The sequence below is a fragment of the Aeromonas sp. AE23HZ002T15 genome (genome assembly GCF_054165525.2).
This window is the reverse complement of the sequence record NZ_CM201342.1, coordinates 1-23,543: the sequence shown is the minus strand read 5'-3', so window position 1 is coordinate 23,543 and position 23,543 is coordinate 1. Positions and strand designations below refer to the sequence as shown.

The 23,543-nt window shown below is 61.0% G+C and carries 16 protein-coding genes and 2 pseudogenes; 12 read left to right on the top strand and 6 right to left on the bottom strand.

Annotated features, from left to right (window positions below; genetic code table 11):
- Positions 1 to 100 precede the first annotated feature (100 nt).
- The 8 genes from ACT5M9_RS00090 to ACT5M9_RS00055 all read left to right on the top strand — a co-directional run bounded on the left by ACT5M9_RS00090 (position 101) and on the right by ACT5M9_RS00055 (position 11,774).
- Positions 101 to 1,249 (top strand): isovaleryl-CoA dehydrogenase, encoded by a 1,149-nt coding sequence (locus ACT5M9_RS00090; RefSeq protein ID WP_457978849.1) that lies wholly within the window; start codon positions 101 to 103, stop codon positions 1,247 to 1,249.
- On the top strand, positions 1,246 to 2,868 hold the full coding sequence (locus tag ACT5M9_RS00085) for a carboxyl transferase domain-containing protein (RefSeq protein WP_457978851.1): 1,623 nt from the start codon (positions 1,246 to 1,248) through the stop codon (positions 2,866 to 2,868). Before ACT5M9_RS00090 ends, ACT5M9_RS00085 begins: the two co-directional genes overlap by 4 nt.
- A 10-nt stretch (positions 2,869 to 2,878) precedes the next feature.
- Positions 2,879 to 3,703, top strand: a complete 825-nt coding sequence (locus ACT5M9_RS00080; protein WP_457978853.1) for an enoyl-CoA hydratase-related protein — start codon at positions 2,879 to 2,881, stop codon at positions 3,701 to 3,703.
- 100 nt (positions 3,704 to 3,803) lie between these two features.
- Positions 3,804 to 5,780, top strand: coding sequence for an acetyl/propionyl/methylcrotonyl-CoA carboxylase subunit alpha (locus tag ACT5M9_RS00075; protein ID WP_457978855.1), 1,977 nt, complete (start codon positions 3,804 to 3,806; stop codon positions 5,778 to 5,780).
- Entirely contained in the window at positions 5,777 to 6,769 is a 993-nt protein-coding gene (locus tag ACT5M9_RS00070) for a hydroxymethylglutaryl-CoA lyase (protein WP_457978857.1), read from the top strand. Before ACT5M9_RS00075 ends, ACT5M9_RS00070 begins: the two co-directional genes overlap by 4 nt.
- Positions 6,759 to 7,172: a MerR family transcriptional regulator gene (locus ACT5M9_RS00065; RefSeq protein ID WP_438551230.1), complete on the top strand. Its 414-nt coding sequence runs from the start codon at positions 6,759 to 6,761 to the stop codon at positions 7,170 to 7,172. Before ACT5M9_RS00070 ends, ACT5M9_RS00065 begins: the two co-directional genes overlap by 11 nt.
- Before the next feature lie 264 nt (positions 7,173 to 7,436).
- Positions 7,437 to 10,385, top strand: coding sequence for a DUF748 domain-containing protein (locus ACT5M9_RS00060; RefSeq protein WP_457978858.1), 2,949 nt, complete (start codon positions 7,437 to 7,439; stop codon positions 10,383 to 10,385).
- 792 nt (positions 10,386 to 11,177) lie between these two features.
- On the top strand, positions 11,178 to 11,774 hold the full coding sequence (locus ACT5M9_RS00055; protein ID WP_438551232.1) for an acetate uptake transporter: 597 nt from the start codon (positions 11,178 to 11,180) through the stop codon (positions 11,772 to 11,774).
- A gap of 87 nt (positions 11,775 to 11,861) precedes the next feature.
- Here ACT5M9_RS00055 and ACT5M9_RS00050 read toward each other — a convergent pair whose 3' ends face one another.
- Both ACT5M9_RS00050 and ACT5M9_RS00045 read right to left on the bottom strand, forming a co-directional pair.
- Complete coding sequence (locus ACT5M9_RS00050) at positions 11,862 to 12,677, bottom strand: M90 family metallopeptidase (protein WP_457978861.1); 816 nt, start codon at positions 12,675 to 12,677, stop codon at positions 11,862 to 11,864.
- 18 nt (positions 12,678 to 12,695) lie between these two features.
- Positions 12,696 to 13,133, bottom strand: a complete 438-nt coding sequence (locus ACT5M9_RS00045; RefSeq protein WP_457980566.1) for a GNAT family N-acetyltransferase — start codon at positions 13,131 to 13,133, stop codon at positions 12,696 to 12,698.
- Positions 13,134 to 13,467: 334 nt separating this feature from the next.
- Between ACT5M9_RS00045 and ACT5M9_RS00040 the strand changes: the two genes are divergently transcribed.
- Positions 13,468 to 14,961 carry an alanine/glycine:cation symporter family protein gene (locus ACT5M9_RS00040; RefSeq protein WP_457978862.1) on the top strand — a complete coding sequence of 498 codons (1,494 nt, stop codon included), beginning with the start codon at positions 13,468 to 13,470 and terminating at the stop codon, positions 14,959 to 14,961.
- Between the two features lie 181 nt (positions 14,962 to 15,142).
- Here the strand turns inward: ACT5M9_RS00040 and ACT5M9_RS00035 are convergent, their stop codons facing one another.
- A complete protein-coding gene (locus ACT5M9_RS00035) occupies positions 15,143 to 16,216 on the bottom strand; it encodes a phage integrase (protein ID WP_457978863.1) in 1,074 nt (357 codons plus the stop codon).
- A gap of 303 nt (positions 16,217 to 16,519) precedes the next feature.
- Here ACT5M9_RS00035 and ACT5M9_RS00030 point away from each other — a divergent pair.
- The 3 genes and pseudogenes from ACT5M9_RS00030 to ACT5M9_RS00020 form a co-directional block, all read left to right on the top strand.
- Positions 16,520 to 17,788, top strand: a pseudogene (locus ACT5M9_RS00030) (replication endonuclease); the annotation flags it as partial.
- A 208-nt stretch (positions 17,789 to 17,996) separates the two neighbouring features.
- On the top strand, positions 17,997 to 18,719 hold the full coding sequence (locus ACT5M9_RS00025; protein ID WP_457978865.1) for a hypothetical protein: 723 nt from the start codon (positions 17,997 to 17,999) through the stop codon (positions 18,717 to 18,719).
- 529 nt (positions 18,720 to 19,248) lie between these two features.
- On the top strand, positions 19,249 to 20,292 hold the full coding sequence (locus ACT5M9_RS00020) for a hypothetical protein (protein ID WP_457978866.1): 1,044 nt from the start codon (positions 19,249 to 19,251) through the stop codon (positions 20,290 to 20,292).
- Between the two features lie 115 nt (positions 20,293 to 20,407).
- On the opposite strand, the pseudogene ACT5M9_RS00015 reads toward ACT5M9_RS00020, so the two are convergent.
- The 3 genes and pseudogenes from ACT5M9_RS00015 to ACT5M9_RS00005 all read right to left on the bottom strand — a co-directional run bounded on the left by ACT5M9_RS00015 (position 20,408) and on the right by ACT5M9_RS00005 (position 23,543).
- Positions 20,408 to 20,655 (bottom strand): annotated as a pseudogene (locus ACT5M9_RS00015) (ogr/Delta-like zinc finger family protein).
- A 60-nt stretch (positions 20,656 to 20,715) separates the two neighbouring features.
- Complete coding sequence (locus ACT5M9_RS00010) at positions 20,716 to 21,732, bottom strand: phage portal protein (RefSeq protein WP_457978867.1); 1,017 nt, start codon at positions 21,730 to 21,732, stop codon at positions 20,716 to 20,718.
- Entirely contained in the window at positions 21,729 to 23,543 is a 1,815-nt protein-coding gene (locus ACT5M9_RS00005) for a terminase large subunit domain-containing protein (RefSeq protein WP_457978869.1), read from the bottom strand. Before ACT5M9_RS00005 ends, ACT5M9_RS00010 begins: the two co-directional genes overlap by 4 nt.

The following is a 23,543-nucleotide window of genomic DNA, read 5'->3' as shown; positions in this document are numbered from 1 at the left end:
TTGATTCATTGATGGACTGACCAGTATTTCCCCCCCTTTTCTGAGATGAACCCGGGGAGCGACAGTCCGCCCCATCACCCGCTTGATAAGGAGAGCAAGGATGCATGCCCTGATGGATGAGACCCTCCAGGCCCTGACCGAACAGGTCGAGGCCTTCTGCCAGAAAGTGATCGCCCCCCGCGCCGAGGAGATAGACAGAAGCAACGCCTTCCCCCGGGATCTCTGGCCCCAGATGGGTGCGCTGGGCTTGCACGGCATCACGGTGGCGGAGGCCTATGACGGCGTGAGCCTGGGCTACCTCGCCCACGTGCTGGTGATGGAGCAGGTGAGCCGCGCCAGCGCCTCGGTCGGCCTCTCCTACGGCGCCCACTCCAACCTCTGCGTCAACCAGATCCACCGCCACGGCACCCCTGATCAGAAGGCGCGCTACCTCCCTGATCTCGTCAGCGGCAAACACGTGGGGGCACTCGCCATGAGCGAGCCGGGGGCCGGCTCCGACGTGGTCGCCATGCGCCTGAGCGCGGAAGATCGGGGCGATCACTTCCTGCTGAGCGGCAACAAGATGTGGATCACCAATGGACCGGACGCGGACACCTTCGTCATCTACGCCAAGACGGATCCCAAGGCGGGCCCCAAGGGCATTTCCGCCTTCATCGTGGAGAAGGGCACACCGGGCTTTAGCACGGCCCAGAAGCTCGACAAACTCGGCATGCGTGGCTCCAGCACCTGCGAGCTGGTGTTCGAGGATTGCAAGGTGCCCAAAGAGAATCTGCTCGGCCCCCTCCACGGCGGGGTCAAGGTGCTGATGAGCGGGCTAGATTACGAGCGCATCGTGCTGGCGGCCGGGCCCCTCGGTATCATGCAGGCCTGCATGGACGTGGTGCTGCCCTATGTGCGCGAGCGCAAGCAGTTCGGCCAGGCCATCGGTGAATTCCAGCTGGTGCAGGGCAAGCTGGCCGACATGTATACCCGCCTCGCCAGCAGCCGCGCCCTGGTCTATTCGGTGGCCGCGGCCTGCGATTCGGGCCACACCAGCCGCAAGGATTGCGCCGCCGCCATCCTGCTGGCCGCCGAGAACGCCACCCAGATGGCGCTCGATGCCATCCAGCTGCTCGGGGGCAACGGCTACATCAACGAATACCCCACGGGTCGCCTGCTGCGGGATGCCAAGCTCTACGAGATAGGCGCCGGCACCTCGGAGATCCGCCGCTGGCTCATCGGCCGTGAGCTGATGGGAGAGCAGGCATGAGCCGAATTTTCTCCCGCCTCGACACGGCCAGCCCGGAATTTGCCGAGAACCGCGCGGCCATGGCGGCCCTGGTCAAGGATCTCCATGCCCGCCTGGACGAGATTGCCCTTGGCGGCGGCGCCACCAATCAGGCCCGCCACCGGGACAGGGGCAAGCTGCTGCCCCGCGAACGCATCGATCAGCTGCTCGACCCCGGCTCTCCCTTCCTCGAGCTCTCCGCCCTGGCCGCCTGGCAGGTCTATGACGAGGCTGTGCCCGCCGCCGGCATCATCACCGGGCTAGGCCGTATCTCGGGTCGGCTCTGCCTGCTGGTGGTGAACGATGCCACCGTCAAGGGGGGGACCTATTACCCCCTCACGGTGAAGAAACACCTGAGGGCCCAGGCCATCGCCGAACGGCTGCGCCTGCCCTGCCTCTATCTGGTGGATTCCGGCGGCGCCTTCCTGCCCATGCAGGACGAGGTCTTCCCGGACCGGGAGCACTTCGGCCGCATCTTCTACAACCAGGCCCGCCTGTCGGCCCAGGGCATCCCCCAGCTCGCCGTGGTGATGGGCCTGTGTACCGCCGGCGGCGCCTATGTGCCCGCCATGGCGGACGAGTCCATCATGGTCAAGAATCAGGCCACCATCTTCCTGGCGGGCCCCCCACTGGTCAAAGCCGCCACCGGCGAGAGCATCAGCGCCGAGGCTCTGGGCGGCGCCCTGGTGCACTGCGCCCACTCAGGGGTGGCGGATCACCTGGCCGAGGACGATGCCCATGCGCTGGCCATCGCCCGCACCTTGGTCAGCAACTTAGGAGTCAGCAACCCGGGGGCTGGCAATCAGGAAGCCCAACCCCATCCGGCCTTCGAGGAGCCCTGCTACCCCATCGAGGATCTCTACGGCCTGGTGGGCACCAATCTCAAGCGCCCCTACGATGCCCGGGAGCTCATCGCCCGCCTGGTGGACGGCTCGGCGTTCGACGAGTTCAAGGCGCTGTTCGGTACCACCCTGGTCACCGGCTTTGCCCGCATCCAGGGCATGCAGGTGGGGCTCCTCGCCAACAACGGCGTGCTGCACAGCGACAGCGCCCAGAAGGGGGCTCACTTCATCCAGCTCTGCAACAAGCGCTCTATTCCTTTGTTGTTCCTGCAGAACATCACGGGGTTTATGGTGGGAAGCCAAGCCGAGCGGGAGGGGATCGCCAAGCACGGTGCCAAGCTGGTCACCGCCGTGGCCTGCAGCCGGGTGCCGAAGATCACCCTGATCGTCGGCGGCAGCTTCGGCGCCGGCAACTACGGCATGTGTGGCCGCGCCTACGAGCCCGACTTCCTGTTCAGCTGGCCCAACAGCCGCATCTCCGTGATGGGGGGCGAGCAGGCCGCCGGCGTCCTGGTGCAGGTGCGCCGTGACAAGCTGACGAGCGAGGGCAACATCTTGAGCGATCAGGAGGCTGCGGCCATCCGTGCTCCCGTGATAGAACAATATGAGCGGCAGGGACACCCCTACTACGCCAGCGCCCGTCTCTGGGACGACGGCGTCATCGATCCCGCCCAGAGCCGTACCGTGCTGGCCCTGGCCCTGGCCGCCTGTCAGGGCGCAGAGTCCGGGCCGGAGCAATACGGCATCTTCCGGATGTAAGGAGCGCACCATGACAGATCCTCTCTTTAGCGATCCTCCCGCCAGTTACCGGCTGGAGCGTCACGGCCCCCTGGCTGAGCTCATTCTGGCCCGCCCGGCCCGTCACAACGCATTCGATGCCGAGTTGATGCAGGGGCTGCTCGACAGCCTCCACGAACTGGTGCATCTCCCGGACCGGCCCCACGTGCTGATCCTGCGGGCCGAGGGCAAGCATTTTTGCGCCGGCGCCGATCTCGACTGGATGCGCAGCCTGGCCCACGCGGATTTCGAGCAGAACCGTGAGGACGCCCGGCTGCTGGCGCGGCTGATGCAGACCCTGGACGAGCTCCCCTTCCCCACCCTGGCCCTGGTGCAGGGGGCGGCCTATGGCGGTGCACTCGGCCTCATCTGCGCCTGCGATATCGTGCTCGCCGCCGACAACGCCCGCTTCTGCCTCTCCGAGGTGAGCCTGGGGCTGGTGCCTGCGGTGATCAGCCCCTACGTGGTGCGCACCCTGGGCATGCGTCAGGCCCGTCGCTATATGCTGAGCGCCGAACCCTTCGACGCCATCACCGCCTGCCGCCTCAACCTGGTTCATCTGATGACCACCCCGGCCGAGCTGCTCAACGAGGGGCGTCGTCAGGCCCTGCGCCTGTGTCGCAACGGCCCTCAGGCGATGAAAGAGACCAAACGGCTGCTGGCCGAGCTAGACGCGCACGGCGGCCGCCACCATGAAGAACACACGGTCGAGACCATAGCCCGGGTCAGGGTCGGTCTCGAAGCCCAGGAAGGGATGCAGGCCTTCTTCGACAAGCGCCCCCCCAGCTGGCGCCCCCGTTTCAAGGACGAGACATGATCAAACCCATAACCAGCTTATCCATAGCGAGCCTCGACGAGGCTCGGCGGAGTGCTGCTCTCCATCTCATCTCCCACCAGAGCGCCGGCGAGGAACACCCATGACTGTCAGCCCCCCCATCCAGCGCCTGTTGATAGCGAATCGCGGTGAAATTGCGGTGCGGATCATCAAGACGGCCCGCCGCCTCGGCATCCACACCATAGCCCTCTACTCCGATGCCGACGTTGGCGCCATGCACGTGCGCGGTGCCGATGAGGCCTGGCATCTGGGAGCGGCGCCCGCGCGGGAGAGCTACCTCGACGGCGCCAAGGTACTCGCCATCGCCCGTGAGGCCAAAGCCGATGCCATTCACCCGGGCTACGGCTTCCTGTCGGAAAACAGCGACTTTGCCGGCGCCTGTGAGGCAGAGGGCATCCGCTTTATCGGCCCGAGCGGCGCCGCCATCCTCGCCATGGGAGACAAATCCGGCGCCAAGGCGCTGATGCAGGCCGCGGGGGTACCCGTACTACCCGGCTATCACGGCGCGGATCAGCGCCCCGACTTTTTGCGCGATCAGGCGAGCTTGGTGGGCTTCCCCCTGCTGATCAAGGCCGCCAGCGGCGGCGGCGGCAAGGGGATGCGCCGGGTCGATACCCTGGCCGAGTTCGACTCGGCCCTGGCGGCGGTGAAGCGCGAGGCCCTGGCCGCCTTTGGGGACGATCATGTGCTGCTGGAGCGTTACCTGCCTCTCGCCCGCCACGTGGAGGTGCAGGTGTTTGCCGACAGTCTCGGCAACGCCATCTATCTCGGGGACAGAGATTGCTCCTTGCAGCGCCGCCATCAGAAGGTGATTGAAGAGGCCCCGGCCCCCGACATCCCCGCCCCCTTGCGCCGGGCCATGGGGGAGGCCGCCGTGGCCGCCGCCCGCGCCATCGATTATCGCGGCGCCGGCACCATCGAATTCCTGCTGTGCGGGGGGGAATTCTTCTTCATGGAGATGAACACCCGGCTGCAGGTGGAGCACCCGGTCACCGAGTGCGTCACCGGCCAGGATCTGGTGGCCTGGCAGCTCGCTGTCGCCGAAGGCAAACCCCTGCCCCTCAAACAGGAAGAGGTGGTGTTGCACGGCCACGCGGTGGAGGCGCGGCTCTACGCTGAGGATGTGGAGGCGGGCTTCCTGCCCGCCAGCGGTCCCATCGACTGGCTGCACTGGCCGGGCGGGATCCGCATCGATACCGGCGTCGGCGCCGGTGACGCCGTGAGCCCCTATTACGACCCCATGATTGCCAAGCTCATCGTCCACGGTCAGAGCCGCGCCGAGGCCTTTGCGAGGCTGGCCGAGGCGCTGGCGGCACTCTCACTCGGCCCCCTGGTGCACAACGGCCCCCTGCTGCTGCGCCTGTGTCAGGAGCCGGATGTGCTCGAGGTGCGCCATCACACCCAGTGGCCCATCCCCACCGCTCCCCTGCCCGTGCCTGAGCTCGCCTGGCCCCTGGCCACCCTCTGGCTCGCCAGTCGACAGCAGATGCAAGGCGCCGGTCCCTGGCAGCAGTCTGACGGCTTTCGCCTCGGCGGCCACAGACACTGGCGCGCGGCGGTGCGGATGGGAGGGGAGAGTCGCAAACTGACGCTCATCGAGACCGCCGGCAGGATCCAGTGGCAGGGCATGCCCCTCACCTATGAGGCGGGACAGGATCATCTGCGCCTGAAGCAAGGCGACATCTGGCAACGCTATCCTGTCAAGGCTGAGGGGCAGCATTTCGTGCTGAGCATCCAGGGACGAAGCCTGCCATTTTGCGAGGATGATCCCCTACATCAAGCTCGGCCTGATCACGAGCATGGGAGCGGCATGGGGGACATACGCGCCCCCATGCACGGCATCGTCGTGGCCTTGCTGGTGGAGGCAGGCCAGCGGATCAGCAAGGGGCAACCCCTGCTGGTGCTGGAGGCCATGAAGATGGAACACAACCTCAGGGCCGAGCAGGACGGGGTGATCGAGACCCTGCACTGCCGGCAGGGTGAGCAGGTGAGCCAGGGCAGCGTCCTGGTGCAGCTCGCCCCAAACGTGGATCAACAGATACTGGCGGGTAAATCATGAGCAAGGAACAGGGAAGGCCCGTCGATCGGGTGAGCCTGGTGGAGATGGGGCCGCGGGACGGTCTGCAAAACGAGGCGCGCATACTGCCCCTGGCCCAGCGGCTCGAGTTGATAGCACGGCTCGCCGAGAGCGGCCTGCAGCGCATCGAGGTGGGGGCCTTCGTCTCCCCCAAACGGGTACCCCAGATGGCGGACTCCGCCGCCCTGCTGGATGCCCTGCCCCGCCGTGCCGAGGTGGGGCATCACAGGGTGCGTTACGGCGCCCTGGTGCCGAACCTGCAGGGGTTGCAGGCCGCCATCAGTGCCCGGGTCGACGAGATAGGCCTCTTCACCGCCTGCTCCGACGGTTTCACTCGCGCCAATATCGGCATCGGCGTGGAGGAGTCACTGGTGCGCTTCGCCCCCCTGGTGGCCGAGGCCCGCAGCCTCGGCATCAAGGTGCGGGGCTACCTCTCCACCGTCATCGCCTGCCCCTATGAAGGCCCCACCCGGCCGAAGCGGGTCGCGGCCCTGGCCGAGCGGCTGCTGGATCTCGGCTGTCACGAAATTTCGCTCGGCGACACCATAGGCGTCGGTACCCCGGGTACCGTCGCGCCCATGCTGGATGCCGTGCTGCACGAGGTGCCGGCCGGGCGGCTCGCGGTGCACTTTCACGACACCTATGGCCAGGGGCTGGCCAACCTGCTGCCGGCGCTGGAGCGCGGCATCCGTACCATCGACTGCTCGGTGGCCGGGCTCGGCGGCTGCCCCTATGCCCCCGGCGCCTCCGGCAACGTCGCCTCCGAGGAGGTGGTCTACCTGCTCCACGGCCTCGGCATGAGCACAGGGGTGGACTTGGACAAGCTCGCCGCCACCGGCCAGTGGGTGAGCGAGCAGCTGGGGCGGGCCAACGGCTCCCGGGTCGGTCAGGCCCTGCACGCCAGGGCCCTGGCCCGGCGAGCACAGACTACACGGGACGAGATCACACAAGGAGCCTGTCATGGTCCCTAACCGCTTCGCCAGCAAGGAGGTGACCTACAGCATCTCCGAGCTGGCCCAGGAGTTCGACGTCACCCCCCGCACCATCCGCTACTACGAGGACGAGGGGCTGATCACCCCGACCCGGGAGGGGCAGACCCGGATCTACAGCCACAAGGACAAGATCCGCCTCAAGCTCACCCTGAGGGGCAAGCGGCTCGGCTTCAGCCTGGCGGAGATCCGCGAGCTGTTCGATCTCTACGACACCGACAAGACCAGCCGGACCCAGCTGCACTCGATGATCCAGATCATCGAGGCGAGGCGCCACTCCCTGCGCCAACAGCTCGAAGACATCCAGATGGTGATGGCCGAACTGGAGGTGGCCGAGCAACGCTGCATCCATTCCCTCAACGAGTTGAAAGCCGGGGCGGACTAATGGGCGCGGGACAGGCGCCCCACCTTATCCATCAGGGCCCCTCAGTTGCGCAACCTGCGTGATGTTGGGAGAGAGAGAAATGCGGAGAGGATGGCTGGGGAAAGGAGGGCCCCCCTGCCTGCCCCTTCCTCGCCGAACCTGGTTCATGGCGGCACCCATGGCAGCCCATTGCACAGATGGCCACCAATGCCGGTCAGAGTCCGGCGCAGCTCAGGGGAGAGATCATGATAGTGCGCTGATTAATTGCTACCATGTGCGCATCAAATGGAGACCGCCATGCCCAAGCCTCTGCCCGCTCGCCTGTTGCGCTATGCCCTCTATCTCTGCGCCATCCTGCTCATCGCCTTCGTCATCCTGCTCTGGCAGGCCCCCGGTCTCACCCAGCGCTATCTTCCCGGCTGGCTGGCCAAACACTATGGATTGCAGCTCAATCTGGGGGAGATCAGAGTCAGCCTGCAGACCCCCTCCCTCACCCTGGGCCCCACGGTTCTGCTCGACCCGCAGCAACAGACCCTGCTGGCCTTCGAGCAGCTCCAGATAATCCCAAAGATCAAAGAGAGCTGGCAGCAAGAGGGGCTGGTGCTGGCCGAAGCCAGCCTCCGCAAGCCCGTCGCCAACCTGGTGCGCCTCCCCGATGGCAAGGGCCCGGACAAGCAGCCCGAGGCGAGGTTCAACCTGACCGAGGCGCTGGCCCCCCTGCTCGACAGCCTGACGACGACGGAACCGGCCACCCCGGCGGATCCGGCACAGCCGCTGCCCCTGCAGATCGACCAGCTGGCGCTGGAGCAGGGCCAAATCCGCTATCTGGATAGCCGCAAGCCATGCAGTCCCGAGTGGATCCCTAGCCTCACCCTCGACAAGCTCGATCTGCAACTGCCCAATCTTTCCACCGCCGAGGGGTACCTGAGTCCCTATCGGCTCAGCGCCACCCTCAACCGGAAGAGTCCCCTCAAGGCCGAAGGGGAACTCGACATCCTGACCGGCAGCGGCAAGGGGAAAATAAGCCTCGACAAGCTGGCCCTCGCCCCCTTCGCCCCCCTCTGGACGCCCTATCTCAGGATCGATCTCGCCAGAGGGGATGCCAGCGCCGCGCTGGATTACCGCATGGTGCAGGGCAAGCAGGGGCTGGGGTGGCAACTCTCCAAGGGCAAACTGCTCCTGAACAACTGGCAGCTCAAACGCGCCAAGGGGAACGAGTTTGCCCGTTTCAACCAGCTCGCCCTGACCGGGATCAGCGTCGATGGGGCCAAGCAGTCCCTCACCATAGGCAGCGCCGCCCTCAAGTCCCCCGCCCTCAGCGCCGTGCTCGACGACAAGCAGCAACTGGATCTCGCCGATCTGCTGATCCCCCAGTCCGCCCCCAAGGCCACGAACAAGCCCACCAAGAAGGCCAAGTCGACCCAGACCGCCCAGCCTTGGCGTTGGCAGCTCAAGCAGACCCGCATCAGCGAGGGCGCTCTCAATCTGACCGAATCGAGCAGTGGCAAACCCCTGCAGCGGGAACTGTCGGGGCTCAGCCTCAGCCTGGGCCCCCTCGACAGTGCGGCCGACAAACCCAGCCCCCTGACCCTTAGCGCCACCCTCAACAAGGAGAGTCCCGTCAGTTTCGATGGCAGCCTCACGCCTGCGCCTTTTGCCCTGAACGGCACCATCAAGCAGCAGGCGCTGCCCCTTGGCTTGGCCCAGCCCTATCTGCAGGATCTGCTCAGGATCAAGGTGCAAGATGGCCTGCTCAGCAGCCGTACCAAGCTGATCCTGGCCACCGACGCCAACGGAGCCCTGAGCCAGTTGAAGCTGGAGGGGGGGCTCGATGTCGACAAGCTGTATGTGCTGGATCGCGCCGACAACCAGCGGTTGCTGCAGATCGGCCGCCTCGAGCTGACCGGGCTGCACTACGACGGCATGAGCCAGCAGCTGAAGATCGCCGACATCCTGCTGCGCCAACCTTTCGCCCGCATCGAGATCAGCGAAACGGGGATCACCAACGTGCAACAGCTGCTGCTGCCCCAGCCGGATGACAAGGGCACCGGCAGCGGGCCTGCCCCCCACATCTTCATCGATCAGGTGCGCACCGAGCAGGGCAACCTGCGCTTCGCCGACCGCAGCCTGAGCCCGGAGTTCGTGGTGGACATCGCCTCCCTCGCGGGCCAGAGCCGCCATATCAGCAATGTCCCGGGCCAGCGCTCCGAACTCGCCTTCAACGGCAAGGTGGACAGGTACGCCCCCGTGACCATACGCGGCGGCACCAACCTGCTCATCGAGGATCCCGTGCTCGACGTCGCCGTGGCCTTCAACAACCTGGAGCTCACCACCTTCACCCCCTACTCCAGTACCTATGCGGGCTATGCCATCGACAAGGGCCAGCTCTCCATGAAGCTCAACTACAAGCTGCAGGGCAACCGGCTGGAGGGGGACAACGACATCACCATCAAGAAGCTGCAACTCGGTGAGAAGGTCAAGAGCGAGCAGGCCAGGGATCTGCCCCTCGGTCTCGCCATCGCCCTGCTGAGCGACTCGAGCGGCGTCATCAAGATGAACCTCAAGGTGAAGGGAAACCTGGATCAGCCGAACTTCAGCCTGGGCAACATCTTCTGGGACGTGCTCGGCAACACCCTGACCAAGGCCATCAGCTCCCCCTTCTCCCTGCTGGCCTCCCTCGCCGGCGGCACCCAGGATCTCGACGAGCTGCCCTTCCTGGCGGGGAGCCCGGATCTCAGCCCGAGCCAGCAGACCAAACTCGGCAAACTGGCCCAGGCCCTCAAGGAGCGACCCAAGCTCAGCATGAACATCCGCGGCAAGGTCAACTTCAACGAGGAGCGCCCCATCCTGCAGCGCCAGAAACTGGAGCGGGTGCTGGCCAAGATCACCGGTTCGCCGGTGGATCTCAATCTGCTGGAGCAAGACCCCGCCCTGCAAGCCGCCCTGGCCGACGCCTATGAGGCCAAGTTCAACGAAGATCTCGGCGATCTGGCCGACAGGCTGAAGCTAGCGGAGCAGAGCCCGGCCCTGCGTGCCCAGGCGGTGATCCTGCTGCGAGACCAGCAACTCATCACCGCCAAGTCCCTGCGCAGTCTGGCCATGCGCCGGGCCCAGAACACCAAGGAGTTTCTGGTGGACAGCCAGGGCATCACGCCGGAGCGTCTGTTCGTGCTGGACAGCCAGGTGAAGGAGACGGACAAGGAGGCCAAGGTGGTCCTGACCCTGGACAACTGACACCGTGGGGCGGCTCAGGCCGCCCCGGTTTTTCATGGGCTGGCGCCATCCCGCCACGCTTCTGCCTTCCTATGCCCTTATAGGGCTTCTTCTCTATTTCTCTCCTTCACGCAAACCCCCTCAGCCCCTCTTCCCTAACGCCCTTATCCCCTCCTGAAACGCTGCCCTGATCCTCTCAATCCGTATGCCCGGCCTGAACATCATCCACTCACTCCTCGCAGCGCCGGCCCTTGGATACGTCTTCGCACTCGTACAGCGCCTCTCGTTGGCCAGAGATCTCGCCGCCCCCTCGAACCAGACAGTCCCGGCATTCGCCCCGACGCGGCCAGACACCCGCTGCATCGCTATTTTTCACTGCCAGTCTGGAGACCCTCATTGGCCTATTCCACCCAAGCCAAACCGATACAGAGAGAAATTGATGGGTGGACCCGAAACAGGGATGCGATAACTTAGTCTGATGGCATATGAGAGTGATTTTTAGCCGCCACATCATCCTGACCGCCGGCGCCGCCCCAAGGTCAGTCGCCCGCTGGAGAGAGATCCAGGGGTCTCTGCTCTACCCCTCCCAGCTCGTTATTTATTTTCACCACGCCGTCATTTACACAAAAAAACAACCTTGTTAACTGGAGTCATTTACCAGTTTTCTACCTCGTTGCCACGAATATCGAGCCGGGTAATATTGGGTGTCGTTTTTTTACTATTTATTCTCTCGCCCCCCTTGCCGGAGGGTCGGCACCTGCCTAAAATCGCGCGTCTTTTATCAACCCCCACCTCTATCGTTGGAGAACACACGTGAGCGAAAAATTGGCCAACCCTGCCCCTCTGGGTCTGATGGGTTTCGGTATGACCACCATTCTGCTGAACATCCATAACGCAGGCTTCTTCCCCATCAGCGCCATGATCCTGGCCATGGGCCTGTGCTATGGCGGTCTCGCCCAGATCATCGCCGGCATCATGGAGTACAAGCGTGGCAACACCTTCGGTGTGACCGCCTTCATCTCCTACGGCACCTTCTGGTGGAGCCTGGTGTTCCTGCTGATGATGCCTGGCATGGGTCTGGCCGAAGCCACTCCCCACGCCTACATGGGCTGGTATCTGCTGATGTGGGGCATGTTCACCCTCTTCATGCTGGTGGGCACCGTCAACTTCCCCCGTGTGAAGCAGTTCGTGTTCGCCTCCCTGACCGTGCTCTTCTTCCTGCTGGCCGCCCGTGACTTCACCGGCAGCACTCTGATCGGCACCATCGCCGGTTTCGAAGGCATCATCTGCGGCGCCAGCGCCATCTACCTGGCCATGGCCACCGTGATCAACGAACAGTTCGGCCGCACCGTACTGCCCATCGGTGACCACAAGAAAGCCGCCGCCGTGCAGCTCAAGGCTGCCGCATAATTTGCGGTGAGCAGGCGCAAGCCATGATGAAAAAAGGCACCCATTGGGGTGCCTTTTTGCTTCTCTGGCGTTTGCCGAAAGGTGTTCTCACACCTGCATATCCCCCTCATCCTCCCCTGCCAACAAGCGGGTGGCGGGGAAGCGCGCCGCCGGCTGCTGACCATAGAAGTGCTCGAACTGCTCGTAGACGGCGGGATAGACGGCGCGCAGGCGCAGGGGATCGGTGAAGAAGCTCTCGCTGCATACCGCGAAGAACTCGGCGGGATGTTCGGCGGCATAGGGATCGATATCGGTCACCTCATGGCGAGCCAGCTGCCCCTGCATGGCATCGAAGGCGCTCTGCAGGGCCCGGGTCCATTGCGGCTGGCTCATGCCTGACGGCAGCGGCGGCGCCCCGTCCGCATTTCCCCCCAGCATGTCGAGCTTGTGGGCCAGCTCGTGGATCACCAGGTTGAAGCCATCCCAGTCCCCGTCCTGTTGCAACTCGCTCCAGGCCAGCACCAGGGGGCCCTGGGGCCAGGACTCGCCAGCGTTCTCCTCCTCCCACTCGCTCACCAGCCCGAACTCGTCTTGCACCTCCTGGCGACGGGTGACGGGCTCGGGGATGATGATCACCTCGTGAAAACCGCGATACCAGTCCATCCCCAGGTGCAAGATGGGCAACACAGCCTGCAGGGCCAGCACCGCCTGCTGACGCGCCGTCAGCTCGACCCCGATCTGGGTCAGGGTCTTGCGAGCCAGAAACTGCTTTGCCAGGGCGATCAGCCGCAGCTCGTCCGCAGGGGAAAAACCCTGCAAGATGGGCACGGCGGCCAGGGCCTGCTGCCACTCCAGGGCCCCGGGGCCATTTTCCTCCCGCCGGGCAGGGCGACCGAATGCACTTCTCAACCTCGACCAGAACACAGACTCTCCTGTTTCACTTCAGATGACTTTGACGAACCGCTTGGGGCGCTCGAGATAACCCTGAGCCAGATAGAAGCGGTGTGCCCCCTCCCGTTTGAGGCTGCTGGAGAGCTCCAGCTGACTGCAACCCACCGCCCTGGCCCGCTCTTCGGCCACCGCCAGCAGCCGGGCACCGACGCCACTCCCCCTTGCCCCCTCATCGACGACCAGCGCCGAGATGAGGCCCCAGGCCGGTGCAAGGTGCAGCGGCTGCAGACGATGCCACACCAGCACCCCGGCCACGGCTTCCCCGAGGCAAGCCACCAACACCTCCCGCGCCGGATCGGACTGCTCCAGCCTCAGGCTCACCCCGGCCTCCTCGGTAGGGTAGCCAAGTTGTACGAACAGGCTCGCCAGCGCCGCACCGTCGAGGGGGCCGGCGAGACGGACGCCGCACGACAACCCATCCACTGTCATTTCTGGCCTCAAATTTGCTCTCCTTGTCTGGGTGTCCTCGGGGGCATAACGGGTGCAGACCCATGGCCGGACGACACGTGAAATTCAGCCCTATGGGCAAGCGCCGGATCTTGTCCAGCCCTGGCTGCCAATTGTTACTGTCAATTCACAAATTAACAGTGCGGCAACATATTTCGCTAGGAAGCGCTGGTACAAATCGATATGTTAAAACCCGCGGACTTGGCAGTCGAAAGTCCCGTCTACATCGGTGTGACCCTACTTGTTACCCACTATTCAATTTTAGGGAACGAGGCACAGACCTCGTCAAGACAGCGCAACAAAGGAGTTGTTGTACATGAATGAGATCGTCAATGCCATCAATGGTGTGATCTGGAGCCCTGCGCTCATCTATCTGTGCCTGGGAGTCGGCCTCTACTTCTCCCTGCGCAGCCGTTTTTTGCAACTGCGTCATATCAAGGAGATGATCCGGTTGATGTTTGATGGCAAGAGCACCGATGCCGGTGTCTCTTCCTTCCAGGCCCTGGCCATGACCCTGGCGGGTCGGGTCGGTACCGGCAACATTGCCGGGGTCGCCACCGCCATCACCTTCGGCGGCCCGGGCGCCCTGTTCTGGATGTGGATGGTTGCCTTCCTCGGCGCCAGCTCCGCCTTCGTGGAGTCCACCCTGGGTCAGGTCTACAAGGAGAAGATCAACGGCGAATACCGCGGCGGTCCGGCCTTCTATATCGAGAAAGGGCTCGGCATCAAGTGGTACGCCTGGACCTTCGCCATCGCCACCATCTTCGCCTGTGGCGTGCTGCTGCCAGGGGTACAGGCCAACTCCATCGGTGCCAGCCTGCAGACCGCCTTTGATATCGATCCCAACGTCACCGCTGCGGGGCTGGCGATCCTGCTCGGCTTCATCATCTTCGGCGGCGTGAAGCGCATCGCCAACTTCGCCAGCACGGTCGTGCCCTTCATGGCGCTGGGCTACATCATCGTCGCCTGCGTCATCATCGCCCTCAACATCGGTCAACTGCCGGGCGTACTGATGCTCATCTGGAAGAGCGCCTTCGGGATGGAAGCAGGTTTCGGTGCCATTCTGGGCCTGGCCATCATGTGGGGGGTCAAGCGCGGGGTCTATTCCAACGAAGCGGGTCAGGGGACCGGTCCTCACGCCTCCTCCGCCGCCGCCGTGAGCCATCCGGCCAAGCAGGGTCTGGTACAGGCGTTCTCCGTCTATATCGATACCCTGTTCGTCTGCTCCGCCACCGGCTTCATGCTGCTCATCACCGGCCTCTACAACGTACAAGGTCCGGATGGCGCCGCTCTCTACACCGGCATCGCCGGCGTGGCCGCGGGCCCCGGCTATGTACAGACCGCCATGGAGAGCATGATGCCGGGCTTTGGCAGCATGTTCGTGGCCATAGCGCTCTTCTTCTTCGCGTTCACCACCATAGTCGCCTACTACTACATCGCCGAGACCAACATCGCCTTCATCACCCGCAAGATGAAGCAGCCCTGGCTGATGTTCGTGCTGAAGCTCGCGCTGATGGCCTCCACCGTCTACGGCACCGTAAAGACCGCCGATCTGGCCTGGGGCCTCGGTGACATCGGCGTCGGCCTGATGGCCTGGCTCAACATAGGCGCCATCCTGTTGCTGCAAAAGCCCGCCTTTGCCTGCCTGCGCGACTATGAGGCGCAGAAGGCCCAAGGGCTGGATCCCGTGTTCCACCCGGAGAAGCTCGGCATCAAGAACGCCGACTACTGGACGGGCCGTCGCTCCGAGCAGAATCTGGAGCAGGAGCAGGCCGGTCACCCCTTCGAGGCGGATCGCACCCCCTCCTGATCCCGTACTTCATTAAGAGATGATCAAAAATGGCAGCCCAGACTGCCATTTTTATTTTTTAAATCAATTGCTTACAGAAAAAACAATAAGTTAGGTGCCACTCAAAGGGACGCTATGGGACGAGGAAAGACACCAAAATTGGCAAAATGTGGACACTTTCCCCCGCCCGTTTTCGGGAAGATCAAGCCGGCTGAAGGTGGTTTTCCAGCGGGTTGAAGCGGACCGAATCGTTAAGATAATCCGGTGCGAAGTGGGCATAGGTCATCGTCTGATGAATGTTGTGATGACCGAGAATTTTTTGCAGCGCCAGGATATTTCCCCCCGCCATCATGAAGTGAGAAGCGAACGTATGGCGCAGCACATGAACTGCCTGCCCTGCTGGCAGATCTGGGGCAACTTGCTTGATCAGGTCACGTACCTGCAGATAGTCAACATCCTGAAATAACGGGCCACGTCGAATACCCTGGGTTATCTTCTTCGCCAGGGCAGCCGAGATGGGCACTGTCCGGTTCTTGCCGTTCTTGGTGTTGATGTAAGTCACCCGGCTCGCAATCACATCATCCCGCCGCAGCCGTGTCGCCTCGCTCCAGCAGGCTCCAGTGGCCAAACACAGCTTGACCACCTTCAGGTTGTCACCGGTCAGCAACGCCAGCAGGCCACGAATTTCCTCATGGGTGAGATACCCCATGGCGCGGTCAACCTGTTTGACCTTTTTCAAACCCTTGAGCGGGTGCTCGTTGTGGTAGTGCCCCAATGCAATCAACACGGAAAAGACACCGCTGAGCCTATCCTGCTCCCAGTTGAGAGTACTGGGTTGGCAACCGGCTTGCAGGCGCTGCGCCCGATACTCTGCAAACAACAGGCGGTTTATTTGCCGGGCCTGGGGATAGCCCAACGCCCCATCCAATTTGCGCAGTTGGGTAATGGCATTTTCCCCCGATTTCAGCGTCTGGCCGTGGTAGCGCCACCAGAGTTCGATAAGCTCGGAAAGCGGCCGGTTGTCTGCCGGACGATCCACCCATTCTTTGTTGTGCTCGGTGGCGATGACCCAACGCTCAAACTGCTGGGCCTCCGCCCTGGTCTTGAAGCGCTTGCGGATCCGCTTGCCCTCCCGCCCTTGGGGGCGGATATCAACCAGGTACCCCTCGGGGGTGGACTTGATGCTCATCGCTCCCCCCCCATAAAGGAAGGCACTCATCCACCCCCGCTGCCAATACACCGGCACAGCTCCCAACCACTGCTCCCTGTCGTTCATAGTCCCTCCACCAAACCACTGTTTATTTATACAGCAATTATTCACCAATGGCAGTGTTTAACAGAGGTTTCCTCATACATAGAGGCCGCCGGAAGTGGAGAAATGAGGGTGGGCTAAACTCAAGATCGACTTGTCCAGCTTGGTCGGCTCATTCAGCCAGGCGACTGGGCAAGGCGAAGCAGTAGAGGACATAGTCATGAAATTCTGGAAAATTTGCCTGATAGCGGTACAACTGATGCTAGCCGCTTGTGCATCCTCCGGTGATTCGAGCCCTCCCCCTCCCATGGATAACGGGATGTTTGACAGTTGTGGAGCCTGACCCGGGCCGCGCTCAAGCGGGCAGATCCCCCCGTCAACGGCTTTCGGGTGTGCGAGCCACATCACGATGGCACCCCGCACTGGCACATGCTGCTCTTTATGCGCCCTGCCAACAAATGGCGGGTGATCAGCACCCTGCAACGCTATGCCCTCACCGATGATCATCAGGAGCTGGTGCGCGATATCCAGGGGCGCCCGCCCTTCACCGACATCACTCCCCGCTTTGACTGGAAAGAGATAGACCCGGCCAAGGGCGACGCCACCGGCTACATCGCCGCCTATATCGCCAAGAACATCGATGGCGAGCATGTGAATGGTGATCAGGAGTCTGACACCCCGGCTGATCAAGGGGCCCAGCATGCATGCGCCTGGGCCAGTTGGTGGGGGATCCGCACCTTCCAGCAGAGCGGCGGTGCCCCTGTCGGAGTCTGGCGAGAGCTGCGCCGCATCAGCAACGCCAAGAAGCATGGCGATCTGGTGGGGCCACCCAAGCCGGTGTTGCAAGACCCCCGCTTTGAGGCTGCCCGCTTTGCCGCGGATAACGGCATTTTCCGCTGCTACCTGCAGGCCATGGGCGGCGCCCTGGCGACCCGGGCCGAACACCCCATCAAGTTGGCCCACCTCATCGAGGAGCAGGCCAACTCTTACGGCGAAGACATCAAGCGCCTGATGGGCCTGCACACCGCTCGCCTAGGAGTACGCACCCGTTTGACCGGGTGGGAAGTGGTTCCTGCCGGTACCTTCGAGGCCACCAAGGCCGCCGAGGGTTCGGCTTGCGGGGTTGGGGTTAAGACGGGCGACAGCCCGGCACCTTGGAGCTCTGACAATAGCTGTACGCAGCCGGATCCAGAGGCTTTCGCGGACCAGATAATGGCAGAGCAATGGGGTTTATCGCCCTTCTCCATCGACCGCTTGCGGGCTGGCGCCAGTGTCAGAGCGGACGGTTTCACCCTCTGGCTGGAGAACGGGCAGGTGCAGTCGAGCCGAGCGATCCCGAGCGAGCCGGATTTGATGCCCAATGGCCAGCCACAGGCCGATAGGGATGAATACGCGATCCCAGATGGTGACCAGGACTGGCCTGCGCTTGTTGAGCTCTGCGGTGAGGTCTACCAGGCACAGGGCCACGCTGGCACCCGCAGTTGGATAGAGATGCTGCCGGAGCCCTATCAGTCCGAGATGTGGCGCGTGCTGGAAGGGCTGGATGCGCCGGAGTGGATGCAGGAACAGGAAGACTACAGCGAGGAGTGGGTATGAACGGAAAGCAGAATGTCAGCCTCAAAGTAAGGGGGTCATACGAATATACATGGACACTTGGCATGTGATAGTAATATTATGATTTTGAAATGATTTATTTATGGTGGTAACCGAAGTGATACGGTGCGGTATAGATATTTATATTAACGGATTAAAACCGCCTTCCATCTAATCACTGTTATGTATTTTTTTGCTGTAGGAGTCTTTAATGACAGCAGAACAAAGGTTTTTAGAGCAGTTCAGTAAGAATCTCAGTAATAAAAAAAGAAAAAAGGTAAAGAGCTTATCTAAAAGTAATGGGCTATTAGTTTCAACTGCACTTTACGGTAGTAGCAGAACTTCAGATGTCGAAATTCATGTTGTTTCTGCATTGCTCAAACAATTCAATGGTATAGAGCTATATGCTTTCAAAACTGTGCCAAACAAAGTTATATTGAGAGCTAAAACTCAAGATGGTCACCCAGTATTGATCCACCCTCAATATCGGGTGCCTAAACCTTTGAGGCTTAATGGAGAAAATTTAAAGAGGCAAGACTACTGGTATGTTGATCTGGCTATAGAAATCTTTGATAAAAATACTGAGTCGGTAGTTATTGGTATATGGGCAATGGAATATGACGGTCACCCAGATCACTTTACAGAATCAGGTATAAAAAGGGACAGATTTCGTGACATGGTAATTAACACTGAAACGGATATCGTTTGTATTCATGTAACGAAAGAGAGGTGGGCTTCTAATAAAAATGAGTACATATCAAATATGTTGAGATTTATTGAACGACGCACTCGAGATGCCTCCTTTATGAGTTTATCTGATCTTAAATTAAGAGATATTAACTTGGTGAGCTCGCCAGAATTAGAGATTGTGAACGACAATGGAACTATGCGAGCAATTTCTTGGGAGCTTGCAGCTCCAGAAGAAAATACATAACAAGTTGCTGCACGCGGAAAAATCACTCGCTACGCGCCTAATTTTCCGGTGAGCAAAGCGTTAACTTTCTAGGAGAATCTATGAGTCCTTTACAAGACATCGATTTTAAATCAAACAACAAGAAGATGCGCATAATGCTTCGGCAGGAACAAAACGGTTTCTTTGTTCACTTGCAAGAGCTTATTACCGACGGGACTTACGCTGGGATGTACTCGGAATTTTCTTCTCCCATGTATCGATTTACTGACGCTAAGACTGCGTTTGAATATGCAGTAAAATCACTTCGTCTATACCTAGGGTATTCGAACGATGATCTTGAAGAGGCTAATAACCCATGCAATTGCGAGTTGCTAAGCAATTCAGATCAGGAGTCGGTTCTAAGCGACCTAGGTTTACACATAACTCCAACCGTCAACAAATGATGTACCCAGTTAACAAGGCCAAGTACAGCGACAACTGTTCCGTTGTACCATCGCCTCCACTACAAAGCTGCGTGCGTTGGCAGCGTTAGAAATTTTGGTATTCACGCATGGCACCCGAACTCTTGATACGCGTTGGACCCGTAAATATCTCACCAGAAGACGCTCGGACTCCAATTGAGCCGATCATTGCTCTTTGGGAGCAGATTAACGAGTTCTTCTCAAGCTACAAGATAGCTGTCCGCACTCATGATATATCTAAGGTGGCCGAGTACCTTGTTGATATGGATGCGTCACAAGTCATTAAGGATCTTCGTCTTCTTCATGAGTTCGAGACGACAAGTGGCGACCGTGCAGAGCAGTTCGAAAAGTTTTACTCCAACCTCAAACGTGGCATAACGCTGGTGTTTCGGCTTAGGCCGATAAACAAACCGGCAATCGACTGCCCTTACACGCCACGGCGACTAGTCGACCTGTTGCTTCAAGAGATTTTCATTGCCGCAAATTTATGCCTACCCGCCTCATGCAAGTTCTACAAGGTCACTGATTTAGACCGCGAAGATTCGCCACCGCCTTCATTGTACTGTTTCTACTTCGAGGACTGTGCACGCTTTGGACGAGACGAAAAATGGCCAAAATATAGTCAAATCCCATTCAAAAATGCATGGCTGTGGCTAATGGGTTGTGGCGTTCATGATTTGGATATCGCAGCTACCCCTGTGCAGCGAGCTCTATTTTCCTTGCTTGAGATGACCCGCTACGAGGACTTCAATATTGCTGAGGTGCTACTCATCTCTCAAGCCCTGGACGGCCTATTGGTTAAGAAAGAGGAGCAAAAACAACAAACCCTGGGACGACGAATTGCAAACATCATTGGTGCACCACCGAAGCAACAGAACTGGGTGAAGGAGTTCTACAATCTCAGAAGTACTATCGCGCACGGATCATATCCGATTTTGCGAGAACACACCTCCCATGAGCAAAATCCAGAGGTAGCCCTATATCACGAGCAGTACTTTATTCCTCTAGTCCGAGCAATAGCTGCACTGATTGCAATTTTACAGGATATGATCCTTTCAGAAATCACCGAATATCGATTTGAACAGCATGAGACTGTTCTTCGCATCCCACTCGCGGGACAGCAGAATGTCTAACCCTGCGGTCCACTGTACACCGCGAGAAAAGTTGCGCATCGTCCAGTGAGATCCAAGTCAGGTAATGAAAAGACGAATAGCAATATATCACACTACCGAACAAGTAGAGGCGCTATTACGCCCCTAGTCCTTTTAAGATAAGCTGCCGCCCTCTGGCGTCAACGAGCCCATCAAGCTCAGCACTAGCTGGTTCGTGGTCTTGGCCGAGGGGCTTAGGGTGTGGGCGAACGACAAGGTGGCCACCCAGCTGTGGCCACACTCGGCATCGGTACACTGGCAATAGAGATCGGAGACATCATCGCTCAGTCGGTTGGTCTTGGTTATGCGGCCCAGCTGGCCACACACTTTGCAATAACCCCTCATCAGGTCCCCCCTTCCCCATAAAAATCAACAGCCTATTTTGCCATAGCGATCACTGTTTGTTTACACAGTGGGGCCTACATTCTCCCGAAAATCGACCCAGAGGGATCGAGGGAGTCCTGCACTGTTGATGGCGTCCTGCACCAACTCACACAGCGGCAGCACCTCGTTCCTGGCATAGGTGGCGTCGTACTTCTCGGGATCCCCAAGCCCTCCCCCGCCATTGGTCAGGATGATGCCGGCCAGCGCCGCCGGAAAGCGGTGGCTGGTCAATACATCTTGGGCGGTGATCCCCTTGATGGCAGCAAACTCATCCTTGGTCGCGATGTCCCCCACAGGAATCAACTTGATGCCATCAGGCTTGCCGTCCGGGATGTTCACGAACATGGAGCGAAAATTCCCCACCCCTTTGCTGCTCGCGATCATCTCCTTCATCTCCTCCTCGGTGTCGTCATCCATATTCGGGTCGGTGGCGTAGAAGATGAACCCCATGTGGGCGCCATTGAGGAAGTATTTGCGCCGAAACAGAGTGGCGTCCTGGTTGAGCAGGGCCGACTGCAGGCCACCCAGGTAATCGGGCATGCCATAGACCTGTTGCTCGGGATCGTACTGGGCCAGCCAGATCACATCCTCCGGCCGGTAAATCAGGTTCGGCTTGCCCTGCTGCAGGTAGATAAAGCAGCCATCCTCGCGCCGGCGCAGGTAGACGCTGGAGAGAGGGTGCAACCCCACCACCTGGCCAAAACCGTTGCGCAGTTTGAGCAGTCCCGCATCCCCGAACTGCAGGTAGTTGTGCACGAACGCTGTGATGGTGGCGCGCTGGTTGGTGAAGCGCCCCGCCACCATGTTGCGGCGCGCCATCAGGATGGCCCCGTGGTGGGCGTTGGCCCGGGCTACCTTGGCCAGCCCTTTGCGCTCGATGGGCGGCTGGTAATATTCCCCATAGGGGTTGTAGAACACCCCGGTGTAATCGGTCATCCAGGCCGTGGGGTCGATGGCCTCTGGCATGCTGAAAGCCACAGCGCCGCGGTTGGGTGAGGCGACCGCCTGGGCCGGTTGGGATTTGTGTCGCTTGGTCATGCTGCCTTCTTCTCCTGGCTGGTTGCCCAGGTGGATTTGCGTTTGCGGTGGGTATCGAGCGGCTCATTGACCACGGCGTGGGCGATGGCAAAAAACACGTCGGCGTGTCCGGTCACATTGTCCCGGGCGGCCCGGAACGTCATCTGGCCGCCGCCGGTGGTGCTGCGCTTGATGGCGAGGAAGGCGAGAGGAATGTCCCGATCCGAGCTGTCCCACTCGATGCGGTTCGCCTCCACCACGTCGATCATCTTGAGCACCAGCCGCGATTTGCTCTCGATGCTGTAGTTGATGGGGTGACACACCCCTTTGAACACCGGCTTCAAGAGGTCAAACACCCCGGCGCCGATGCCGGAGACGTCGACCCCGAGGTACGTAACCCGGAATTTCTTGGCGATACGGGTGATCTCCTGCGCTTGGAACTGGAAGTTGAGCCCGCGCCAGTAGTGCTTTTCCAGCACCCGGAAGCGCTCGCCGGCGACGGTGGGCGGGGCGATCACCACCAGGGTGGCGTTGTCGCGGGTGCGGCTAGGGTCATAACCCAGCCACACCTCGCGCCGGCCAAACGGATCGGGGCAACCGGGCTTGTAGTCCTCCCATCGGGTCGGGTCCACCCCTGCCCGCTCCATGTCCTGGAACTTGAACACCGACAGCGCATCGTCGATAAAGCGGCACATGTAGAGGCGGTCGAACACCTCCTCCGGGTACTCGTCCTTGAGCTCCTCGATGTCGATGAGGTGGCAGCCAAGGCGAATGGCGTCCTCGATGGTGATGACGTAGCGCCACTGCCTGTCCGGGCAGACGCAGCCACCGTCGCGCAGCTCCTCTTCGCCCGGGAAGTCGATGGCCACCCGGCTCGGACGCTGCCCCTTCCAGCGATCCCCGGTCCAGAACCGGTACGCCTCATGCACCTTGCTGGATGGCGTCGAGAAGTAGGTCTTGCGCCAGCGAGCCTGGGTCGCCATGGCGCTGGCCACATCCGAGAGCTTCTCGAAGTTGGGGATCCAGAAATATTCGTCGATGTAGACGTTCCCGGAGCGGGACTGGGCGCTGTTGGAGTTGGTGGAACAGAAATGCAGCTCTGCACCGTTCGACAGGACGATGGGGTTACCGGTCAGGGTGACGCCGAGGAAGGTCTGGGCAATCTTGCAGATGTAGGAACGAAACACCTCCGCCTGGGCCCGGGTAGCGGACAGGAATATATGGTTGCCGCCGGTCAGCACCGCATCTTCCAACGCCTCGCCGGCGAAGTAGTAGGTCATGCCGATCTGGCGAGATTTGAGGATGTTGCGGGTGCGCGGTAGGGCCAGGTCGTTCTTGGCCTCACGGCAGCGCAGCTGGTAGCCAAACAGGGTGCCCAGCCACTCGCTGAAATCCGCCTCGGTCAGGTGCCCGACCTCGTTCTTCGTCTTCTTGCCACCCTTACCCCTGCTGATGCCCTCCTGAGCGCCACGACCACGACGGGGGCGCTCTGCCGCCGGCTCGTCGCCATCGCTTCGGGCCTTGAGCGCCTGCTCGCGCTCGGCCCACTTGATGGCCTTCTCTTTGAGGCTGACATGATGGCCGATGAGCCGGTCCAGTTCGTCCAGCTCGCCCGGGGTTTTCTTCTCCCGGTGCAGCAACACCTGCACCCGGCGATTGATGGCGTCCTCGACCGCGTCCTCGGTCAGCAGGTCGCGCCAGCCGAGCTTTTCGGCCCAGTAGTAGATGATGCGACAGGAGTTGAGCCCCAGTTCGTCCTTGATCTCCTGGGGTGTCCATCGTTTAAGGTAGAGTCCCTTCGCTGCATTGCGGATCTCTTCGGGGTACGCCAC

Excerpts from the sequence above, each read along its gene's own strand:
- ACT5M9_RS00025 (WP_457978865.1), top strand. The coding sequence starts at position 17,997 with ATGACAGCAGAACAAAGGTTTTTAGAGCAGTTCAGTAAGAATCTCAGT.
- ACT5M9_RS00060 (WP_457978858.1), top strand. The coding sequence starts at position 7,437 with ATGGAGACCGCCATGCCCAAGCCTCTGCCCGCTCGCCTGTTGCGCTAT.
- ACT5M9_RS00070 (WP_457978857.1), top strand. The coding sequence starts at position 5,777 with ATGAGCAAGGAACAGGGAAGGCCCGTCGATCGGGTGAGCCTGGTGGAG.
- ACT5M9_RS00045 (WP_457980566.1), bottom strand. The coding sequence starts at position 13,133 with ATGACAGTGGATGGGTTGTCGTGCGGCGTCCGTCTCGCCGGCCCCCTC.
- ACT5M9_RS00020 (WP_457978866.1), top strand. The coding sequence starts at position 19,249 with ATGGCACCCGAACTCTTGATACGCGTTGGACCCGTAAATATCTCACCA.
- ACT5M9_RS00010 (WP_457978867.1), bottom strand. The coding sequence starts at position 21,732 with ATGACCAAGCGACACAAATCCCAACCGGCCCAGGCGGTCGCCTCACCC.
- ACT5M9_RS00085 (WP_457978851.1), top strand. The coding sequence starts at position 1,246 with ATGAGCCGAATTTTCTCCCGCCTCGACACGGCCAGCCCGGAATTTGCC.
- ACT5M9_RS00080 (WP_457978853.1), top strand. The coding sequence starts at position 2,879 with ATGACAGATCCTCTCTTTAGCGATCCTCCCGCCAGTTACCGGCTGGAG.
- ACT5M9_RS00075 (WP_457978855.1), top strand. The coding sequence starts at position 3,804 with ATGACTGTCAGCCCCCCCATCCAGCGCCTGTTGATAGCGAATCGCGGT.
- ACT5M9_RS00035 (WP_457978863.1), bottom strand. The coding sequence starts at position 16,216 with ATGAACGACAGGGAGCAGTGGTTGGGAGCTGTGCCGGTGTATTGGCAG.
- ACT5M9_RS00065 (WP_438551230.1), top strand. The coding sequence starts at position 6,759 with ATGGTCCCTAACCGCTTCGCCAGCAAGGAGGTGACCTACAGCATCTCC.
- ACT5M9_RS00040 (WP_457978862.1), top strand. The coding sequence starts at position 13,468 with ATGAATGAGATCGTCAATGCCATCAATGGTGTGATCTGGAGCCCTGCG.
- ACT5M9_RS00090 (WP_457978849.1), top strand. The coding sequence starts at position 101 with ATGCATGCCCTGATGGATGAGACCCTCCAGGCCCTGACCGAACAGGTC.